This window comes from Micromonospora saelicesensis, from assembly GCF_900091575.1.
Taxonomy (GTDB): domain Bacteria; phylum Actinomycetota; class Actinomycetes; order Mycobacteriales; family Micromonosporaceae; genus Micromonospora; species Micromonospora saelicesensis.
On sequence record NZ_FMCR01000002.1, the window covers coordinates 641,244 to 658,157 of the forward strand.

The 16,914-nt window shown below is 72.0% G+C and carries 13 protein-coding genes; 2 read left to right on the forward strand and 11 right to left on the reverse strand.

The window, feature by feature from the left end; all coding sequences use genetic code 11:
• Positions 1 to 12: 12 nt before the first annotated feature.
• The 9 genes from GA0070561_RS10860 to GA0070561_RS10900 form a co-directional block, all read right to left on the reverse strand.
• Entirely contained in the window at positions 13 to 2,820 is a 2,808-nt protein-coding gene (locus GA0070561_RS10860; protein ID WP_244166151.1) for a helix-turn-helix transcriptional regulator, read from the reverse strand.
• A gap of 82 nt (positions 2,821 to 2,902) precedes the next feature.
• Positions 2,903 to 3,514 (reverse strand): TetR/AcrR family transcriptional regulator, encoded by a 612-nt coding sequence (locus GA0070561_RS10865; RefSeq protein WP_091399154.1) that lies wholly within the window; start codon positions 3,512 to 3,514, stop codon positions 2,903 to 2,905.
• A 94-nt stretch (positions 3,515 to 3,608) separates the two neighbouring features.
• Entirely contained in the window at positions 3,609 to 4,376 is a 768-nt protein-coding gene (locus tag GA0070561_RS10870) for an SDR family oxidoreductase (RefSeq protein ID WP_091399157.1), read from the reverse strand.
• A 145-nt stretch (positions 4,377 to 4,521) separates the two neighbouring features.
• Positions 4,522 to 5,808, reverse strand: coding sequence for an ABC transporter substrate-binding protein (locus tag GA0070561_RS10875; RefSeq protein ID WP_091399160.1), 1,287 nt, complete (start codon positions 5,806 to 5,808; stop codon positions 4,522 to 4,524).
• An 85-nt stretch (positions 5,809 to 5,893) separates the two neighbouring features.
• Entirely contained in the window at positions 5,894 to 7,006 is a 1,113-nt protein-coding gene (locus tag GA0070561_RS10880; RefSeq protein ID WP_141710353.1) for a branched-chain amino acid ABC transporter permease, read from the reverse strand.
• Entirely contained in the window at positions 7,003 to 7,881 is an 879-nt protein-coding gene (locus tag GA0070561_RS10885; RefSeq protein ID WP_091399163.1) for a branched-chain amino acid ABC transporter permease, read from the reverse strand. Before GA0070561_RS10885 ends, GA0070561_RS10880 begins: the two co-directional genes overlap by 4 nt.
• A gap of 30 nt (positions 7,882 to 7,911) precedes the next feature.
• A complete protein-coding gene (locus tag GA0070561_RS10890) occupies positions 7,912 to 8,634 on the reverse strand; it encodes an ABC transporter ATP-binding protein (RefSeq protein WP_030490741.1) in 723 nt (240 codons plus the stop codon).
• Complete coding sequence (locus tag GA0070561_RS10895) at positions 8,631 to 9,416, reverse strand: ABC transporter ATP-binding protein (RefSeq protein ID WP_091399166.1); 786 nt, start codon at positions 9,414 to 9,416, stop codon at positions 8,631 to 8,633. Before GA0070561_RS10895 ends, GA0070561_RS10890 begins: the two co-directional genes overlap by 4 nt.
• Before the next feature lie 137 nt (positions 9,417 to 9,553).
• Entirely contained in the window at positions 9,554 to 10,453 is a 900-nt protein-coding gene (locus GA0070561_RS10900; protein WP_181539356.1) for an alpha/beta hydrolase family protein, read from the reverse strand.
• Between the two features lie 184 nt (positions 10,454 to 10,637).
• On the opposite strand from GA0070561_RS10900, the gene GA0070561_RS10905 reads away from it, so the two are divergent.
• On the forward strand, positions 10,638 to 12,899 hold the full coding sequence (locus tag GA0070561_RS10905; protein WP_091399170.1) for a catalase: 2,262 nt from the start codon (positions 10,638 to 10,640) through the stop codon (positions 12,897 to 12,899).
• A 66-nt stretch (positions 12,900 to 12,965) separates the two neighbouring features.
• On the opposite strand, the gene GA0070561_RS10910 is transcribed toward GA0070561_RS10905, so the two are convergent.
• Positions 12,966 to 15,017, reverse strand: coding sequence for a serine/threonine protein kinase (locus GA0070561_RS10910; protein ID WP_091399173.1), 2,052 nt, complete (start codon positions 15,015 to 15,017; stop codon positions 12,966 to 12,968).
• A 439-nt stretch (positions 15,018 to 15,456) separates the two neighbouring features.
• Here GA0070561_RS10910 and GA0070561_RS10915 point away from each other — a divergent pair, with 439 nt between their 5' ends.
• Positions 15,457 to 15,849, forward strand: coding sequence for a hypothetical protein (locus tag GA0070561_RS10915; protein ID WP_091399177.1), 393 nt, complete (start codon positions 15,457 to 15,459; stop codon positions 15,847 to 15,849).
• Positions 15,850 to 16,425: 576 nt separating this feature from the next.
• On the opposite strand, the gene GA0070561_RS10925 is transcribed toward GA0070561_RS10915, so the two are convergent.
• Positions 16,426 to 16,914, reverse strand: coding sequence for a S41 family peptidase (locus GA0070561_RS10925; protein WP_244166152.1), 489 nt, complete (start codon positions 16,912 to 16,914; stop codon positions 16,426 to 16,428).

Here is a 16,914-nt window from a genome sequence, read left to right on the forward strand (position 1 = left end):
CAGACCGGACGTTCACCTGTCGGAGGCCAGACCGACGTGCCGCTCGGCGGTGAACGCGCGGGCCAGCTCGGTCCGCGAACGGATGCCCAGCCGGTGGAACACGTTGCGCAGGTGGTGGTCGACCGTACGGGTGGAGAGGAACATCCGGGCGGCGATCTCCCGGTTTGTGGCGCCCTCGGCGACCAGCTCGGCGATCCGCAGTTGCTGGCCGGTCAACAACCGCGCCGCGGGCAGGTCCGGCGGACCGATCGACTCCCCGGCCGCCCGCAGCTCGGTGGTGGCCTGCTCGGCCCAGCACTCCACTCCGAGCAGACTGAACATCTCGCGGGCCTGGTGCAGGTGCGTCCGCGCGTCGCGAGGGCGTCGACTGCGGCGCAACTCCTGGCCGAAGAGCAGTTCGGTGCGGGCCCGTTCGAACGTGCCGGCCTCGGTCGGGTGCAGGCGCAACGCCGCCTGGAAGTCCCGTTCCGCCTCGGTGCCGCCCCGAGGGGCGAGCAGTGCGTGACACCGCGCGGACAGGGCCCGGCGCAACGGGCTCGCGGTGCTGCTGGCCCACCTGTCGAAGGCGGCGAGTGCGGCCGTTGCCGCCGGCCGGTGCGCCAGGTGCGCCGCCGCCTCCACCAGGTACGGGGTGGCCATCACCTGCACGAGGACCTGACCCCGACGCGTGCCGAGCCGAGCCAGCGACGCCAACCGCTCCGCCGCCTCGGCGTGCCTGCCGTCGACCAGGTCGAGCACCGCCAGGGCCCACGCGGCGAGCGCATGCGGGCGGCTGCCCGGCGTCGGCGACTCGCCGATCTCGCGGATCCGCCGCAGGCTGGTCTCCCGATCGGCCCGGATCGCGGCGAGGACGGCGAGCATGCCCAGATGGACGTTGGCGCAGTTGACCTGCCCGGTTGCCCGGGCGACGCGCAGCCCGTCGCGGGAGGTCTCCGCCGCCGCCTCGTGTCGACCCAGCCAGTACTCGGCGACCGCGCGCAGCTCCAACGCCCGCGACAGCATGGACAGCTCACCCCGTTCCCGGGCCAGCTCGACGGCGCGTTCGGCGAGCCGGTGGGCCGCGCCGTCCACGGCCACCAGCAGTCCGGCCGCCGCGGCGCAGCTGAGCGCGGTGGGGGTCAGCGCCCAACCGGTCAGCCGGTCGCCCAGCACCACGGCGCGGCGCAGCGCGGGCCCGGCTCGCTCGTGGTCGCCCCGCAGGGTCGCCGCCACCCCGGCGATCAGACAGCCCATGACCTCCAGGGCCGGCGGGTCGTCCGGGCGCCGCAACGCCAGCGCCCGCCGGCCGACCTCGGCGTACCGGTACTGGTCGCCGGTGAAGCAGACCGCCTCGCCGGCCCGCACCAGCCCGGTCAACGCCAGGGCGCGGTCGGTGCCGTCCACCGTAGCGGCTGCGGCCAGCAGCGTGGCCGACGCACTCGACGCGGTGCCGCAGCGCAACTCCAGCTCACCGCGGAGCAGGTCGGCGCGGCCTCGAACGACCGGGTCGACGCAGACCGCGCGGAGGCGGTCGAGCAGCAGCCGGGCCTCGTCGGGTCGCCCCCCGGCCCAGGCGTAGCGGGCTGCGGTCAGCAGACGGGTGGCGGTCAGCCTCGGATGGTCGCTCAGTTCGGCGGCCCACCGCAGGGCCACCGAGGCGGCCGCCCAGCCGTCGGTTCCGCCGACCGCCGCCTGTTCCAGCTCGGCGGCGAGGGCCGGATCGGCACCCGCGGTCGCGGCGGCGAGGTGCATCGCCCGGCGCAGCCGCTGCCCGTCCGCGACCAGCACCTCGGCGAGCAGTCGGTGCGCGGCGCGGCGCTCCGCGAGCGGCGCGCTGGCCGCGATCATCGTGCGCACCAGCGGCTGCGGAAAGGTGACGCCGCGTTGCTCGACGCGGACCAGGCCGGCGACCTCCGCCGGGGCGAGCGCCTCGACCTCGGCGCCGGCGGCCGCCGCGGCCCGGATCAGGGTGCCCGGCTCGCCGTCCTCGTCGAGCGCGGCGAGCAACAGCACCCGTCGGGTCTCCGGGGGCAGCCGGTCCAGCCGGGCGCGGTACGCGCGACCCAGCGCCCCGTCCGCCGGTGGGGCGGCGGGCAACGACTCCTCGCCCCGCCACTGCCCCGCGGTGAGCACCTCGGCGAGGTCCATCAGGGCCTGCGGGTTGCCGCCGCCGATCGTGGCCAACGCGGTCAGGGCCGACGCGGCCGGCCGGTCGGGAAGCCGGTCGGCGCCCTCGCGCCCGGTCAGCCAATCGAGTCGATCGGTGAGGACCGCGCCGCTCTCGTGCTCGGTCAGCGCGCGCAGTCGGTGGGCCGGTATCCCGTCGAGGTTGGCGGTGACGTCCGCGGTGAGCAGGACGGCGAGCGGCAGGTGCCGCAGTCGGCGGGCCACGAACGCCAGCACCTGCGCGGTCTGCGGATCGCCTCGGTCGATGTCGTCCATGGTGGCGAGCAACGGCCGGTCCCGGGCGGCGGCGGCGAGCAGACCGAGCACCGCCATCGACAGGGCCAGCTGCCGGTCGGCCGGGCAGCTCTCCCCGCCCAGTGCGCGCCGCAGCAGTTGGCGCTGCTCGCCGGGGAGCGCGGCGGTCCGGTCGAGCACCGGGTCGACCAGACGTTGCAGGCCGGCGTACGGCAGGGCGGCCTCCTCGGCGAGCCCGCTGCCGGCGAGCACTGTGCAGCCACTCTCGGCGTGCCGATGGGCGTAGCCGAGAAGCGCCGTCCGGCCCGATCCGGGCTCTCCGCGCAACAGCAGGGCACCGCCGGCGTTGGTCATGCCGTCGAGCAGGCTCCGGACAGCCCGGCACTCGTCGTCCCGGCCACGCAGCACGGTTAGTTGCACTCTTGATGCAGTAACCATGCCTGCCAGTGTTACCCATCGGAAACCGAATGGAAAGAGGGGGCGATATCGGGCCGGGCCGGAATCAGTCGGGCGCGACCTCGGCCAGCAGGGCGCCCACGGTCCGGGCCATCACCGCGCGGGCCTGGTCCACGCCGAGACCGAGCCCGTAGCGCAGCATCGACCAGGCCTGCCAGGTGCTCGCCGCCACCAGGGCGTTGAGCAGCTGCTCCCGCCCCGCCCCGGCCTCGGCCAGCTCGACGGCGAAAAGCTCCTCGACCTCGTCGCGGACCCGTTCGATGTGCTTGAGACGGTTGCGGTGCAGCTGTTCGGAGACCGGCTCACGCATCTGGGCGGCCCGCGCCGACGGCGCGATGAGCTGGAGCAGCCGAGCCCGCTGCCGGCAGTACGCGTCGACCCGCTTCGCCAACGGCAGCCCGGTCGAGATCGGCCGGTAGGCGGCGTCCTGCTGGCGGAGCACCTCCGCGCCGCTGGCCTCGAAGAGCGTCTCCATGTCCTTGAAGTTGGTCCAGAGGGTGCGCAGCGAGATGCCGGCCCGCTCGGCGATGCGTTCCCCGGTCGGGCGGAGGTCGCCCTCGGAGATGAGCGCGAGGTGCGCCTCGACGATGGCCGCGCGGGTCCGCTCGGCGCGGGCGGTGCGCCCGTCGACCCGGCCCGCCACATCGACCCCGTCCATCCGCCCTCGCCCCCTCACCGCCACGGCGTCCCCCGACGCACCGCCGAGTCTAGACAGCCGTTGATCAGCCGCTCCGGACGCTCCGCCGACGCCGTCATCCGGCCCGGCCGGTCAGCGAGACGCCGCCGTCGCAGACGATGGTCTGCCCGGTGATCCAACTGGCGTCGTCGGAGGCCAGGAAGGCGACCGCGCCCGCCACGTCCGACGGCAGACCGAGGCGCCCGAGCGGGTACCGCGCGGCGACCTCGGCCTCCCGCCCGTCGTAGAGGGCGGCGGCGAAGCGGGTCTTCACCACGCCGGGGGCGACCGCGTTGACCCGGACCGTCGGCCCCAGCTCCACGGCGAGGCTGGCGGTGAGGTGGTTGAGCGCGGCCTTGCTGACCCCGTAGCAGGCGATGCCGGGCGACGGACCGAGCCCGGCGATCGACGAGACGTTGACGACGCAGCCACCGCGCTCGCTCATGCCGGCGGCGCAGACCTGTTGCACCCAGCCGAGCGCGGCGACCACGTTCACGTCGAGGATCTTGCGCGCCGCGGCCAGGTCCAGCTCGACCAGCGGGCCGTGCACCGGGTTGATGCCGGTGTTGTTGACCAGCAGGTCCACCGGCCCGAACGCCGCGCTGACCTGGCTCACCGCGGCGGCCCGATGCTCGGGATCGTCGGCCCGGCCCGGCACCGCAAGGGCGTGCGCCGGACCGCCCAGGGTGGCGATCGCCTCGGTCAGCCCCTCGGGGCGGCGGGCGGTCAGGCCCACCCGCGCGCCTTCGGCGACGAGTCGTTGGGCGACGGCCAGACCGATCCCGCGACTGGCGCCGGTGACGATGGCGACCCGGCCCGCGAGTCGGCCCGAATATGCATTCACGGTGCAGATAGTAGGAGCGTCGATCGGTATCGGTCAACGCCTCCGACGATCGGGCGGCAGGCCGCGCCGGCAGCATGCGCGCAGCCGTCCGACCGGGCGTGGTCAGGCGGGACCACGCCCGGTCGGACGTCGGGACTGCGGGGCCTCAGGAGACGGTCGGCACCCCGTTCGCCGGCGGCGCGGCCGGGGTGGCGGTGTACTCGTTGACCGCCCCGTCCGCCTCGTCCGTCTCGTACGCCGGCCCGAAGTAGGTCTGCACTCCCCCGCTCACCCGGCTCAACCGCTGGCCGCCGTACCCGGAGTGGTCAGTGGCGGAAAAGCGCAGCGGCACCAGCCCGGGGCCCTGGTAGCCGCCCTTCTGCACGGCGTCCAGCACCTTCTCCCGGGTGAGGTCCTTGCCGGCGGCGAGCAGCACCTGCACGAAGAGGTAGCCGACCGACATGCCGTAGACGGTGTTGCCGTCGAAGGGTGCGTCTCCGTTGTGCTCCTTGTTGACCTTCGTGAAGAGCTGGATCCACGGGTTCGCTGTGTCGTTCTGCATCGGCAGGTAGTTGGTGCCGACCATGCCCTCCAGCAGCGGCGCGGCGGCGCCGAGCTGCTTGGCAAGGGTCGGGTGGTCGGCGCCAACGTTGGAGACCAGCCACTGCGGCTTGAAGCCGAGCCGTGCCGCCGTGCCGACGGAGAGCGCGGTGAAGCCGGGCACTGTGGCGAGCACGACGACCTGGCAACCGGCCGCCTTGAACGCGCCGATCTGCGGCGCCACGTTGGTGTTGCTGGTGACGTACGTCTGCTTGACCGCCACGGCACCGGCGCCGAGCACCTTCTCCACGCCGGCCAGGCTGTCCCGGCCGAAGTCGTCGTCCTGACCGAGGAAGCAGACCTTCTGCCCGGCCAGGTTCGCCTTCGCGTAGTTGGCGAGGATCTTGCCCTCGACCGTGTAGTCCGGGTTGAACCCGAACGTGCCCGGATACTTGTCCGGCTGGTCCCAGCTGCGGCTGCCGGAGGCGACGAACAGATCGGGCACCCGGTTGCTCTTGAGGAAGTCGAGCACACCGGTGTGCGTCGGCGTACCCAGACCATTGAGGACGGCGAAGACCTTGTCCTGGAGGACGAGCTGACGGACCACCTGCTGGGTGTTCGCCGGGTTGTAGCCGTCGTCCATGATCTTGTAGGTGATCTTGCGGCCGTGCACTCCCCCGTTGGCATTGACGTAGTCGAAGTACGCCTTCGTCGCCGGGGCGATCTTCGAGTAGCCGGCCGAGGCCGGACCGGTCAGCGGCATGTGGGTGCCGACGACGATCTCGGTGTCGGTGACGCCCGGCACCGACGCCCCGCCGGAGCCGGGGCCGTCGTCGCCGCTACAGCCGGCTGCGGTGATGAGCAGGGCAAGGGTGCTGGCGATCGCGAGGCCGCGATGCGCTTTACGGTGCATGGGAAACACCGACCTTTCTCGGTCCGGTTGTCTGTGGGAACGGTGTGGTGGTGGGGCGCCCGGCCGAGGCCGGACCGAGGACAGCTCAGGAACGCCGGGTCGGCCGCCTGGCCAGCAGCGCCCGGCCGAGACGCGACAGCAGACCCTGCACACCGCCGGGGGCGGCGATCATGACGACGATCAGGGTGAGTCCGAAGATCGCCAGGGGGAGGTTGCCCTCCAGCCGCTGCGCCACTGCGGGCGAGAGCGTGAGCATCTCGGTCACCGAGTGGGTCAGATCGGGCAGGGCGACCAGCAGGACGGCCCCCCACAGCGCGCCGGTCAGTCGACCCAGGCCACCGATCACGACGGCCATCAGCAGGAACAGCGACAGGGTCAGCGAGAACGCCCCGGGTGAGACGCTCTGCGCGAGCACCGCCAGCAGCGCGCCGCCGAGCCCGGCGGTGGCGGCGCTGACCACGAACGCGAGGACCTGGGTGCGGGCCACGTGGATGCCGGCGAGGCGGGCCGCCACCTCGTCGTCGCGGACCGCCCGGAAGGTACGCCCGTACCGGCTGCGGATCAGGTTCGCCAACAGCAGCAACGCGAGCAGGGTGGCCGCGCCGGTGACCCAGAGCTGCCACCGCTCGTAGGGGAAGTACGGGCCGAGCGACAACGGCGGCGGCTCCACCGGCACCGACAGCCCCTGCTCGCCGTTGAACACGCCGTCGAAGGTGACCGCCAGCGCCGGCACCACCACGGCAACCGCGAGGGTGACCCCGGCCAGGTAGGGACCGCGCAGCCGGGCCGCGGCCACACCGACCACCGCGCCGACCGCGACAGTGCTGACGATCGCCGCACCCAGCGACAGCGGCAACAGCCAGCCGCCGGTCATCCCCCGGTCGGCGAACGCGGTCTGGCACAGCGCCACGGTGTACGCCCCGGTGGCCATCAGCGCCCCGTGCCCGAGCGACAGTTGACCGTTGAGCCCGGTGAGGACGGTCAGCCCGGCCGTCGCGCAGAGGTAGGCGGCCACCGTGGCGAGCTGGAAGTTGCGGAACGGCTCGACGGAGTAGCTGACCGCCACCAGCAGCAACCCGGCGGCCAGCACCACCGCGAGGTGGCGCAGCAGTGTGGAGCCGCCTCGCCGGTCGACCGGTCGGCCGCCCGGTTCGTCGAGCTGCTCTTTCGGCGGCAGGGCCGCCCTCGTGGCGCTCACACCCGCCTCGCCGCGACCGGGGCGAACAGCCCACCGGGCCGGACCAGCAGCACCGCCAGCAGCAGGACCAGCACCGCGAGCGGGGTCAGGTCACTGCCGGCGTAGCCGCTCACGTAGGAGAGCAACAGCCCCACCACCAGACCACCGACCACCGCCCCCGGTGGACTGTCCAACCCGCCGACCACCGCCGCCGTGAACGCCGAGACGAACACCAGGTCCATCGCGTGCGGGTGCAGGCCCAGCTCGGTCGGCAGGACCAGCATGGCGGCCAACGCGCCCACCCCGGAGGCGAGCGCCCAACCGAGGGTCAGCATGCCACCGACGTTGACCCCGAGAAGCCGGGAGACCTCCGGAGCGAAGGCCGCCGCGCGCATCCGCAACCCCACCGGGGTACGGGCGAACATCCAGGCCAGGCCACTGACCACCACGCCGATCGTGGCGAAGACGAACAGGTCGTACGGGGACAGCACAGCGACGCCGCCCACGGTGAGGGCGGACCGGCTGAACGGTGCCTCGGCGGGGCGGAACTCGCTGCCGTACACCATGCCGAGCACGGCCTGGATCAGCAGCACCAGCCCGAGCGCGACGATCACCGGGTTGAGCGGTGAGGCGTGATCGACGTGCCGCATCACCACGCGGTCCACCAGCGCACCGAGCAGCAGGCCGGCGACGATCGCGACCACGAACCCCAGCCAGTAGGAACCGGTAGCGGTGCTGACGGTGTAGGCGACGTACGCGGCGGCGACGGCCATCGCTCCCTGGGCGAAGTTGACGACCCGCGCCGCCCGCCAGATGAGCACCAGGGCCAGTGCGAACGCGGCGTACACCGCGCCCCGGGACAGGCCGTCGACGGTGAGGAAGACGAAGCGGTCCAACAGTTCTCCCTCCGGGGGACGAGGTGGTGGTCAGAAACCGAGGTACGCGTGGCGCAGGTCGACGTCGTCGCGTAGCTGCACCGCCGGGGCGGCGATCACCACCCGACCGAGGGACATCACGACGCCCTGGTCGGCGACGGCGAGCGCGCTGCGCACGTTCTGCTCGACCAGCAGGACGGTCAGCCCGGTGCGGTCGCGCAGTTGGCGGAGCAGGGCCATGGTCCGGGCGACCACCCGTGGCGCCAGGCCGAGCGACGGCTCGTCCAGCAGCAGCAGACGGGGTCGGCCGACCAGGGCCCGACCGAGCGCGAGCATCTGCCGCTCGCCACCGGAGAGCTGGTGACCGAGGTGCCGACGGCGTCGGGCCAGCGGCTCGAAGAGCTGGTAGACCTCGTCGAGGGCCCGCCCGGCGTCGGCCCGGTCGCGTCGCCACAGCCCGCCCAGCCGCAGGTTCTCGTCGACGGTCAGCTCGCTGATCACGCCCCGGCCCTCCGGGACGTGCGCCATGCCGCGTCGGACGAGCTGCTCCACCGGCGTACCGCGAAGGTCCTCGCCGGCCAGCAGGACCTGGCCGGCGGCCGGGCGGATCATGCCGGAGAGCGCGCGCAGGAGAGTGGTCTTGCCGGCGCCGTTGGCGCCGACGACCGCGGCGATGGTGCCGGCCGGGACGGTGAGGTCGATGGCCCGCAACACGGGCGCGGCACCGTAACCGGCGACCAGCCCCCGCACGACGAGCAGGTCGGTGGCGGTCATTGGGAGGCCTCCTCGACGGTGGCACCGAGGTACGCGTCGGTGACCGCGGGGTCGTCGCGGATCTCGTCCGGGGTGCCGGCGGCGATGACCCGGCCGAAGTCGAGGACCACGAGCTCGTCGCAGACGGCCATCACCAGGTCCATGTGGTGCTCGACCAGGAGCACGGCGCAGGGGTCGCTGTCCCGTCGGGGCAGTTGCCGGACCAGCTCCGCCAGCTCGGCGATGTCGTCCGCCCCGAGGCCACCGGCCGGCTCGTCGAGCAGGAGCAGCCGGGGCCGGGCGGCGAGCGCGCGGGCCAGGGCGACCCGCTGGCGTACGGCGAAGGGCAGGGTGGTCGGCGCAGCCTCGGCGTGCTCGGCGATGCCCAGCTCGTCGAGGATGGTCAGGGCGTCCCCGCGGAGCCGGCGTTCGTCGCGGTCGCTGGCCGGCAGCCCGAGCAGCGCCGGGACGAAGCCGGCACGGGCGGTGTGCGAAGCGCCGGTCATCACGTTCTCCAGCACGCTCAGCCCGGCGAAGAGCCCGGTGCCCTGCAAGGTCCGGGCGATGCCGAGCCGGGTCAGCCGGTGCGGCCGTGGCCGCAGCGGCCGGCCGTCGAGGGTGAGTGAACCCGTCTCCGGTGCGACGAAGCCGCAGATCACGTTGAACAGCGTGGTCTTGCCGGCGCCGTTGGGCCCGATGACGCCCACCACCCGGTTGGGTGGCACCCGCAGGGACACGTCGTCGAGGGCGGTGAGGCCGCCGAAACGGACGCCGATGTGGTGCAGTTCGAGGCCGCGCTCCATCACCCATCCCTCTGTCGTGGCGGGTGTTTATTTACACTCGCAGTGTACGTTTCTCGGGTTTGGCGTCAAGACCTTCAATGCCCCCTTTACGCACGTGGACGGGGCGGCCGCCAGCGGCGACCGCCCCGTCACCGCCGTCAGGCGCTGGGACAGGTGTTGCGATACTCCTCGATCTGCGATCCGCTCGGCCCGGGGCAGAGGAACTGCTCGTAGCGGGTGTCGTCGTCGACGAACCGCTTCAACCAGGCCACCATCTGCCGGGCGGTCGGCGTGTTCGTCGTCTGCGGGAAGAAGTGGCTCGCGCCGTTCAGCTCCAGGTACGCCTTCTCGGCGGAGGCCGGGATGCTGTTGTAGAAGGGCACCGAGTGCGACGAGACCGGCGCGACGCTGTCGCTCTCGCCACCGACGATCAGCGTGGGCACCCGAAGTTCGGACCAGCTCTTGTCCAGGTTCCACGGTGCCAGCGGCACCGCGGCCTGCAGCGACGGCCGCGACGAGGCCGCCTCCAGGCTGCCCCCGCCACCCATGGAGTGGCCGGCCACCGCGAGCCGACTGCTGTCGATCCGGGTCCGCACCGAGCTGCGCTGAGTGAGGTAGTCCAGCGCGGCGAGCAACTGCCGGCCACGACTGTCCGGCTGGTCCAGCCGACTGTTGGTCTCGATGCCGATCACCACGAAACCGTGCGAGGCGATCCGTGGTCCGAGCCAGCTGATGCTGGACCAGGCGGCGGTGTAACCGGGCGAGATGGCGATGGCGCCGAAGGTGCCCTCGCTGGTGCTGGTCGGGTAGTAGATGACGCCGCCGCCGAAGCCGGTGACGCTCAGCGAGGACACGCTCTGCGAGGACGTCGCGAACGGGCCGCGGCTGGCCTCCAGGATCGCCGTGGTCGGGGCGGGGCCCCGCTCGTACGGGCCGGCGGCCTGGGCGGCGCCGGACGATCCGGCCACGACGCCGCCGGCGGCCAGGACGGCGGCCAACGCGAACCGGGTGGCACGGGCTGCGACGGAACGGGGACGGGTGGTGGTTGGTGAGGACACGTCGGGCACTCCCTAAAGTCGAGGGATATCGACGTGTGTCAGTTTTGGCTGCTCCGCCGATCCCGGCATCGGCGAAATCACCAGTCCCGGTGCAGGATGCCGAGACGAGTCGTGTTTCGACCCTCTGACCTGGGGTAGCAGGGCAGGCGCCGGCCCGCACAAGCGCCATGGAGAGGTTCATTCAGTGGATTCCAGCAACCCCGCCGAGGCGGTCAAGAACGTCGTGAAGACCGCCTCAGGCAAGATCGCCGACGCCCTCACCCCGGATGTCCCCGGTGCGCCGGGGAGCGCGCCACCGCCGCTCGAGGAGCCGACGACGCCGCACGACCCGCTGCCGCCGAAGTCGGAACAGGGGGCACCGCAGACGCGCACGCCGACCGGCGCGGAGACCGGCGCGCCGACGATCGCGAACGGTCAGCAGGGGGCCTACCTCACGACCGCGAACGGGGCGCGGCTGCGCGACACCGACCACTCGCTCAAGGCCGGCCCACGCGGCCCGGTGCTCCTCCAGGACCACCACCTACGCGAGAAGATCACGCACTTCGACCACGAACGCATTCCGGAGCGCGTGGTGCACGCCCGGGGCGCCGGCGCGCACGGTGTGTTCACCGCGTACGGCACCGCCGAGGCGGTCACCAGGGCCGGCTTCCTCAAGAAGGGACGCGAGACCGACGTCTTCGTCCGGTTCTCCACGGTGCTCGGTTCGCGGGGCTCGGCCGACACGGTCCGCGACACCCGTGGCTTCGCCACGAAGTTCTACACCGACGAGGGCACCTTCGACCTGGTCGGCAACAACATCCCGGTCTTCTTCATCCAGGACGCGATCAAGTTCCCGGACATCATCCACGCCGGCAAGCCGCACCCCGACCGGGAGATCCCGCAGGCGCAGAGCGCCCACGACACCTTCTGGGACTTCGTGTCGCTGCACACCGAGGCGCAGCACCACACCATCTGGAACATGTCCGACCGGGGCATTCCGCGTTCGTACCGGACGATGGAGGGCTTCGGCGTGCACACCTTCCGCCTCGTCAACGAGGCGGGGGAGACGGTGCTGGCCAAGTTCCACTGGAAGCCGAAGCTGGGCGTGCACTCGCTGACCTGGGAGGAGGCGCAGCTGATCGGCGGCATCGACCCGGACTTCCACCGCCGCGACCTCTACGACGCCATCGAGGCCGGCGCGTACCCCGAGTGGGAGCTGGGCATCCAGGTCTTCCCGGACACTCCCGAGGAGACCTTCGCCGGCATCGACCTGCTTGACCCCACGAAGATCGTGCCGGAGGAGTTGGCCGAGGTGCAGCCCATCGGGCGGCTGGTGCTCAACCGGACGCCGACGAACTTCTTCGCCGAGACCGAACAGGTCGCCTTCCACCTCGGTCACCTGCCCCCGGGTATCGACGTCACCAACGACCCGCTGTTGCAGGGCCGGCTCTTCTCGTACGTCGACACGCAGCTCACCCGGCTGGGCGGGCCGAACTTCACGCAGATCCCGATCAACCGCCCGCACGCCGCCGTGAACGACATGCTGCGCGACGGCTTCCACCAGCACGCCGTGCACGCCGGCGTCGCGCCGTACCGGCCGAACTCGCTCGACGGCGGCAACCCGTTCCCCGCCGGGGACGCCGAGCACGCCTTCGTCGACGTGCCGGTCACTGTCGCGCAGGCACCGAAGGTACGCGCGAACCCGGCCTCGTTCGACGACCACTACAGCCAGGTCCGCCTGTTCTGGCTGAGCATGTCGCCGGTCGAGAAGGAACACATCATCCGGGCGTACACCTTCGAGCTGGGCAAGTGCTACCACCAGGCGATCAAGGAGCGTCAGCTGCGGAGCCTCGCCAACATCGACCCGGTGCTGTGCGAGCAGGTCGCCACCGGGCTGGGCCTGCCCGCACCCCAGCCGACCGTCCCGCTCCCCGACGTCACGCCCAGCCCGGCGCTGTCGCAGGTCGGCCGGGAGTGGCCGAGCGACGGCCGGATGGTCGGGATCGTCGTCGACCCCGACGGCGACCTGGACGGCGTTGACGAGGTCCGCCGGGCCGTGTTCAGCGCCGGCATGGTGCCGCTGCTGATCGCCCCGCACGGCGGCATGGTGGGCGACCTGCCGGTGCAGCGCACCTTCGCCACCGGCCGGTCGGTCGAGTTCGACGCGGTCCTGCTGGCCGGAGCGCCGGCACCCGCACCGGATGCCCTGCCCGCCCGCGACGCCAAGGCGGGCACGCCGGCCCCGGCCACCGTGGACCCCCGCGTGCTGCTGCTCGTCGAGGAGGCCTGGCGGCACGCCAAGGCGATCGGCGCCTGGGGCGCCGGCGTAACAGTGCTGGAGCAGGCCGGCGTCGCCGGCACCCCGGGCGTCGTGGCGGCGGGCTCGGGCGCCGAGGCGCTGACGGCGGTGCAGCAGTTGATGGCCGCGCACCGGGTCTGGGAACGGTTCCCCGCCTCGGTCGCCTGATCCAACCACCGACGAGGGCCGTCCTCCGCACCACCGGGAGGACGGCCCTCGTCGGGTGTCCGGGCGCTATCGCCGGGTCCACTGCAGATGGCTCGTGCCGGCACTACAGCTGCGCTGCTCGATCATCGCGCCGTTCGCGGTGCTCTGGCCGACCGTGCCCAGGCACAGTCCGCTGTGCGCGTTGACGAGTTGCCGGGCCTCGTTCAGGGTGAACTGTTGCGCCGGGGTCGTGTTGCAGGTGGTGAGCTGGATCGCCGCCCCGGCGTCGCTGGACGCGCCGAGCACGTCCAGGCAACGCCCACCCAACTGCACGCTCCCGTCCGACCGCATCGCCCAGACCTGGTGGGAGGCGCGATCGTCCCGGCAGTCCCAGATCCCCAGCCGGACGGGGTCGGGTGAGTCCGGCGCGCTGACGTCCAGGCAGCGTTTGCTCGCCACCCCGACGAGCCGGCTGCCCGAGCGCGCCGGGGGCACGCTCGGGGTCGGCGACACTCGCCGGTCCGGCGTGGCGGACGGGGTGGCCCCGCCCGCCGTCGACGCCGGCCGGAAGCCCGCGGTGATCTCCCGGAACGCGTCCGCCCCGGCCACCGCCCAGGCGGACTCGGGTGTCAGCCAGGCGATGCTGTAGCCCAGGCGCTTACCCGTCGTGAAGGTGCGCTGGCGCCCGCGCATCGCCGTGCCCGCCTCGCTGGTGTAGACCCACTCCAGGTCGGCGGCCTTGAGCTGGTAGTTGACGGCGAGCAGCTCGACCCGGCGATAGTCGCGGTACCGCTCACTGACGGCCTGGCCGCCCAGTTCGGCCAACGGGTCGCCGCGCGGCGAGTCGGTCTGACTGACGACCAGCATCCGTTCGCCGCCCGGCTCGTGGAGTTCGACCCGCTGCCCGTGCCGGACGATCTGCCAGTCGCGCGGCGCCGGCATCGAGAAGCCGCTGCTGTCCCGGTAGACCGACCACGAGATCGGCTGGAGCGCAGCGGTCGTCCGTGCGGCACCGGGCGTCGACGGCGCACCCGGCACGGCGGCGTCCACCAGCTCGGCCCCTCCCCCGGCCGGCCGTGACGCACGGCGGGTGGCCAGTGGAACCGCGACCGCCAGGCCGAGCGCGACCACTGCCGCGAGACCACCGAGGAGCCAGGTCCGCCGTCGGCGGGCCGGTCCCCGACCGGCACGATCCGCCGCCACCGGGGCCGACGACCGGGGTACGTCGGGCGCGTCGATCGGATGGGCCGTGATCGCGGTTGGTGCGGGTGCGGCGGGCGCCGGACGCCACGTCACCGCGATGGGCGGCTGCGGTGTGCCGTCCAGCGCCGCCCGGAGCAACTGCTCGGCCGCGTCGGCGTCCATCCGCTCGGCCGGGTCCTTGCGCAGCAGACCGGCCAGCACCGGCGCGAGCGGTCCCGCCCGTCGCGCCGCCGGAGGTGGCTCGGTGACCAGCGCGGTGAGGCTCATCAGACTCGACGGCCGGGCGTACGGCGACTGCCCCTCGACGGCGGCGTACAGGGTCGCGCCGAGCGACCAGAGATCCCCCTCCGGGCCCACCGTGCCGCGCATGGCCCGCTCGGGAGACACGTACGCGGGCGAGCCGAGCACCACACCGCTGAGGGTCAGGTTCACGTCCTCGACGGCGGTGGCCAGGCCGAAGTCGGTGAGCACGATCCGGTCGTCCGTGCCGACGAGGATGTTGGCCGGTTTGACGTCGCGGTGCATGATCCCGGCGCGGTGGGCGGCGCGCAGCGCGCCCAGCACGGCCAGCCCGATCTCGGCCGCCCGCACCGGCGGGACGGGACCGTCGGTGGTGATGGTGTCGTGCAGCGAACGGGACGGCACGTACTCCATCACGATCTGCGGGTCGCCGTCGGCGTTCAACAGCACATCGAAGACCCGGACGACGTTGACGTGGTCGAGCTGGGCGATCGCCCGGGCCTCCCGGAGTGACCGAACCCGCAATTCCTGTCGCGCCTCAGTGGTCAGATTGGGCGGCGGAACGATCTCCTTGATGGCGACGTCCCGTTGCAACATCCGGTCGCGGACTTTCCACACTCGACCCATTCCGCCCTGGCCAAGGAGCTCCACGACGTCATACCGATCGGTAACAAGAAGCGGTGGGATCTGCGACACCCGGAGAGGCTACCTGGCACGCCGCGCGAACAATTTTCGGCAGCGCGGGCGACCTTTATCTGGGGATCCTTCTGCGCCTGCAACAACGGGGAACCATCCTGCGGAGAGCCCCGTAACGACTCCAGCAGTGGTGACCACTCGACCCGTGCGTCTGCTCCGAGGTCGCCGGCCGGCCCGGACGGTGTCGGCCGTCGTATCCACGGTGGCGCCGTCGGGTGAGAGCACGGCCGGCTCCACCGTGGAGGGTGGTCGGATGCTGACAGGCCGTGGTGCCATCCGACAGATATCACCCTGAAACTACCTCAATCGTCATCAGACACAGGTGACGCCAGCTTCCGATTGACCCCACCGGACTACGTCGCCTCAGGTGCTTGACGTGTCAATTTTCCGCCGGTAGTTTAATTCGCATCTATAAGTATCTATCTGAAGCAGGTGAACCGTGCTGTTGAAATCCATCGCCATCGCCATCGCCGCGTCCGTCGCAGGCGCGCTGGCCGCCGCCCCCACCGCCTCGGCGGCAGCACCCGGAGTGTCGATACAAGGCTGGGGGTCCGGGAACTGCCCGCAGGGCATGCTCTGCATCTGGCCCAACTGGAATCACCCGCCGCAGGGTCCCGTGGAGACGCCGTCTCTGACGACCAACAGCGAGTGGACCGGCAGCATCCAGGGATTCAACTTCTACAACGGCACAGGCCGCGACGCCGTAATATCCGGGTTCACTTTCGGCTCGTCGATTCCCTTCAAAAACTGCGCTCCTGCCGGCGGGACCGGGGGCGACCTGTATATACCGGTCAACGTGACGAAGGTGACCTGGCAGCTGACCCCCTGCTGATCCTCCACTGGGCCTTTCCGAATAAGGACTTGGAGTAGCTGGCTCGATCGGCGGTCCGGACGCGCCCGGATCCGTTGCGGTGCAACGAGAAGACGCAGAACCCCGGCATGAAGGTGGTCCTTCCCGGAATCACCGTCATCGAGGTTCTGCGTCGCTACGAGTGACACATATGCCGCCATCCTGCCCGTACGCGAGGCGATCGTGTCGTTTTTGTCCGGCCTCCTGCACGCCGAACGGCAACGGCTCGGCACCCGCGCCGGGACCCGGTCGTTGGGCTGCTTCAAACAGGCAGTCCTGGTGATCCGCTGGCTGATCGACGGCACCCGCATCTCGCAACTCGCCGGCGACAACACGATCAGCAGATCGACGGGTACGCGTACCTGCATGAGGGCCTTACCGTGCTCGCCGCGCAAGCGCCCGGCCTGCACTCGGTGTTGCTGGCCTCGAAGGCGAGGCCGACACCATCACGGTGGCGTTCAAGAAGCCACGCAACCATGGCCGCCTTGGTCCTGCTCCACCACGGCCACCGCCGTACGACGTGATCACACAACGCCACCAACCGTTACTCGGAAAGGCTCAGTGAGCCGACCGCGTGACGGACCCAGCCGCGCCTATGCGCCCGAGATGGCAGTGAGTGCCGTGTCGAGTGCCTGGTCCGCTGGGACGGGTACGTCGGGGACCACGCCGACGCCCGCCTTCGTCGGCGTACGCGATGCGCCGCACGTCGATGAGCCCGACGTTGCCGTCCAGGTGCTCGACCCGGCGGATCCCCTGGTTCTCCGCCCTGAGCAGCGCGAGGAACGCGGCCCGCCCGCCGTCTTCGTCCGCTGGATCCAGCGACTGCGGCTGGTCCGACCACAGCAGCCGCAGATGCTTGTCCGGGCACACCTCCTGAAGGTGGGCGGTCACCGTCTCGCAGAGCGCCGGCCCGTCCAGGTTGTCGTACTCGCCCGCCGCGAGACGGCGCCGGATCGCGGCGTCGATGTCCGCGACCTTCTCAGGAAAGACGTACCCCGCCGCGATCCGGTCCAGGGCCTGCCCGATCATCTGTTCGTTTGAGAGCAC

Bases quoted from the DNA above. Each gene is read 5' to 3' on its own strand.
- GA0070561_RS10865 (WP_091399154.1), bottom strand. From the start codon at position 3,514: ATGGACGGGGTCGATGTGGCGGGCCGGGTCGACGGGCGCACCGCCCGC.
- GA0070561_RS10875 (WP_091399160.1), bottom strand. From the start codon at position 5,808: ATGCACCGTAAAGCGCATCGCGGCCTCGCGATCGCCAGCACCCTTGCC.
- GA0070561_RS10890 (WP_030490741.1), bottom strand. From the start codon at position 8,634: ATGACCGCCACCGACCTGCTCGTCGTGCGGGGGCTGGTCGCCGGTTAC.
- GA0070561_RS10895 (WP_091399166.1), bottom strand. From the start codon at position 9,416: ATGGAGCGCGGCCTCGAACTGCACCACATCGGCGTCCGTTTCGGCGGC.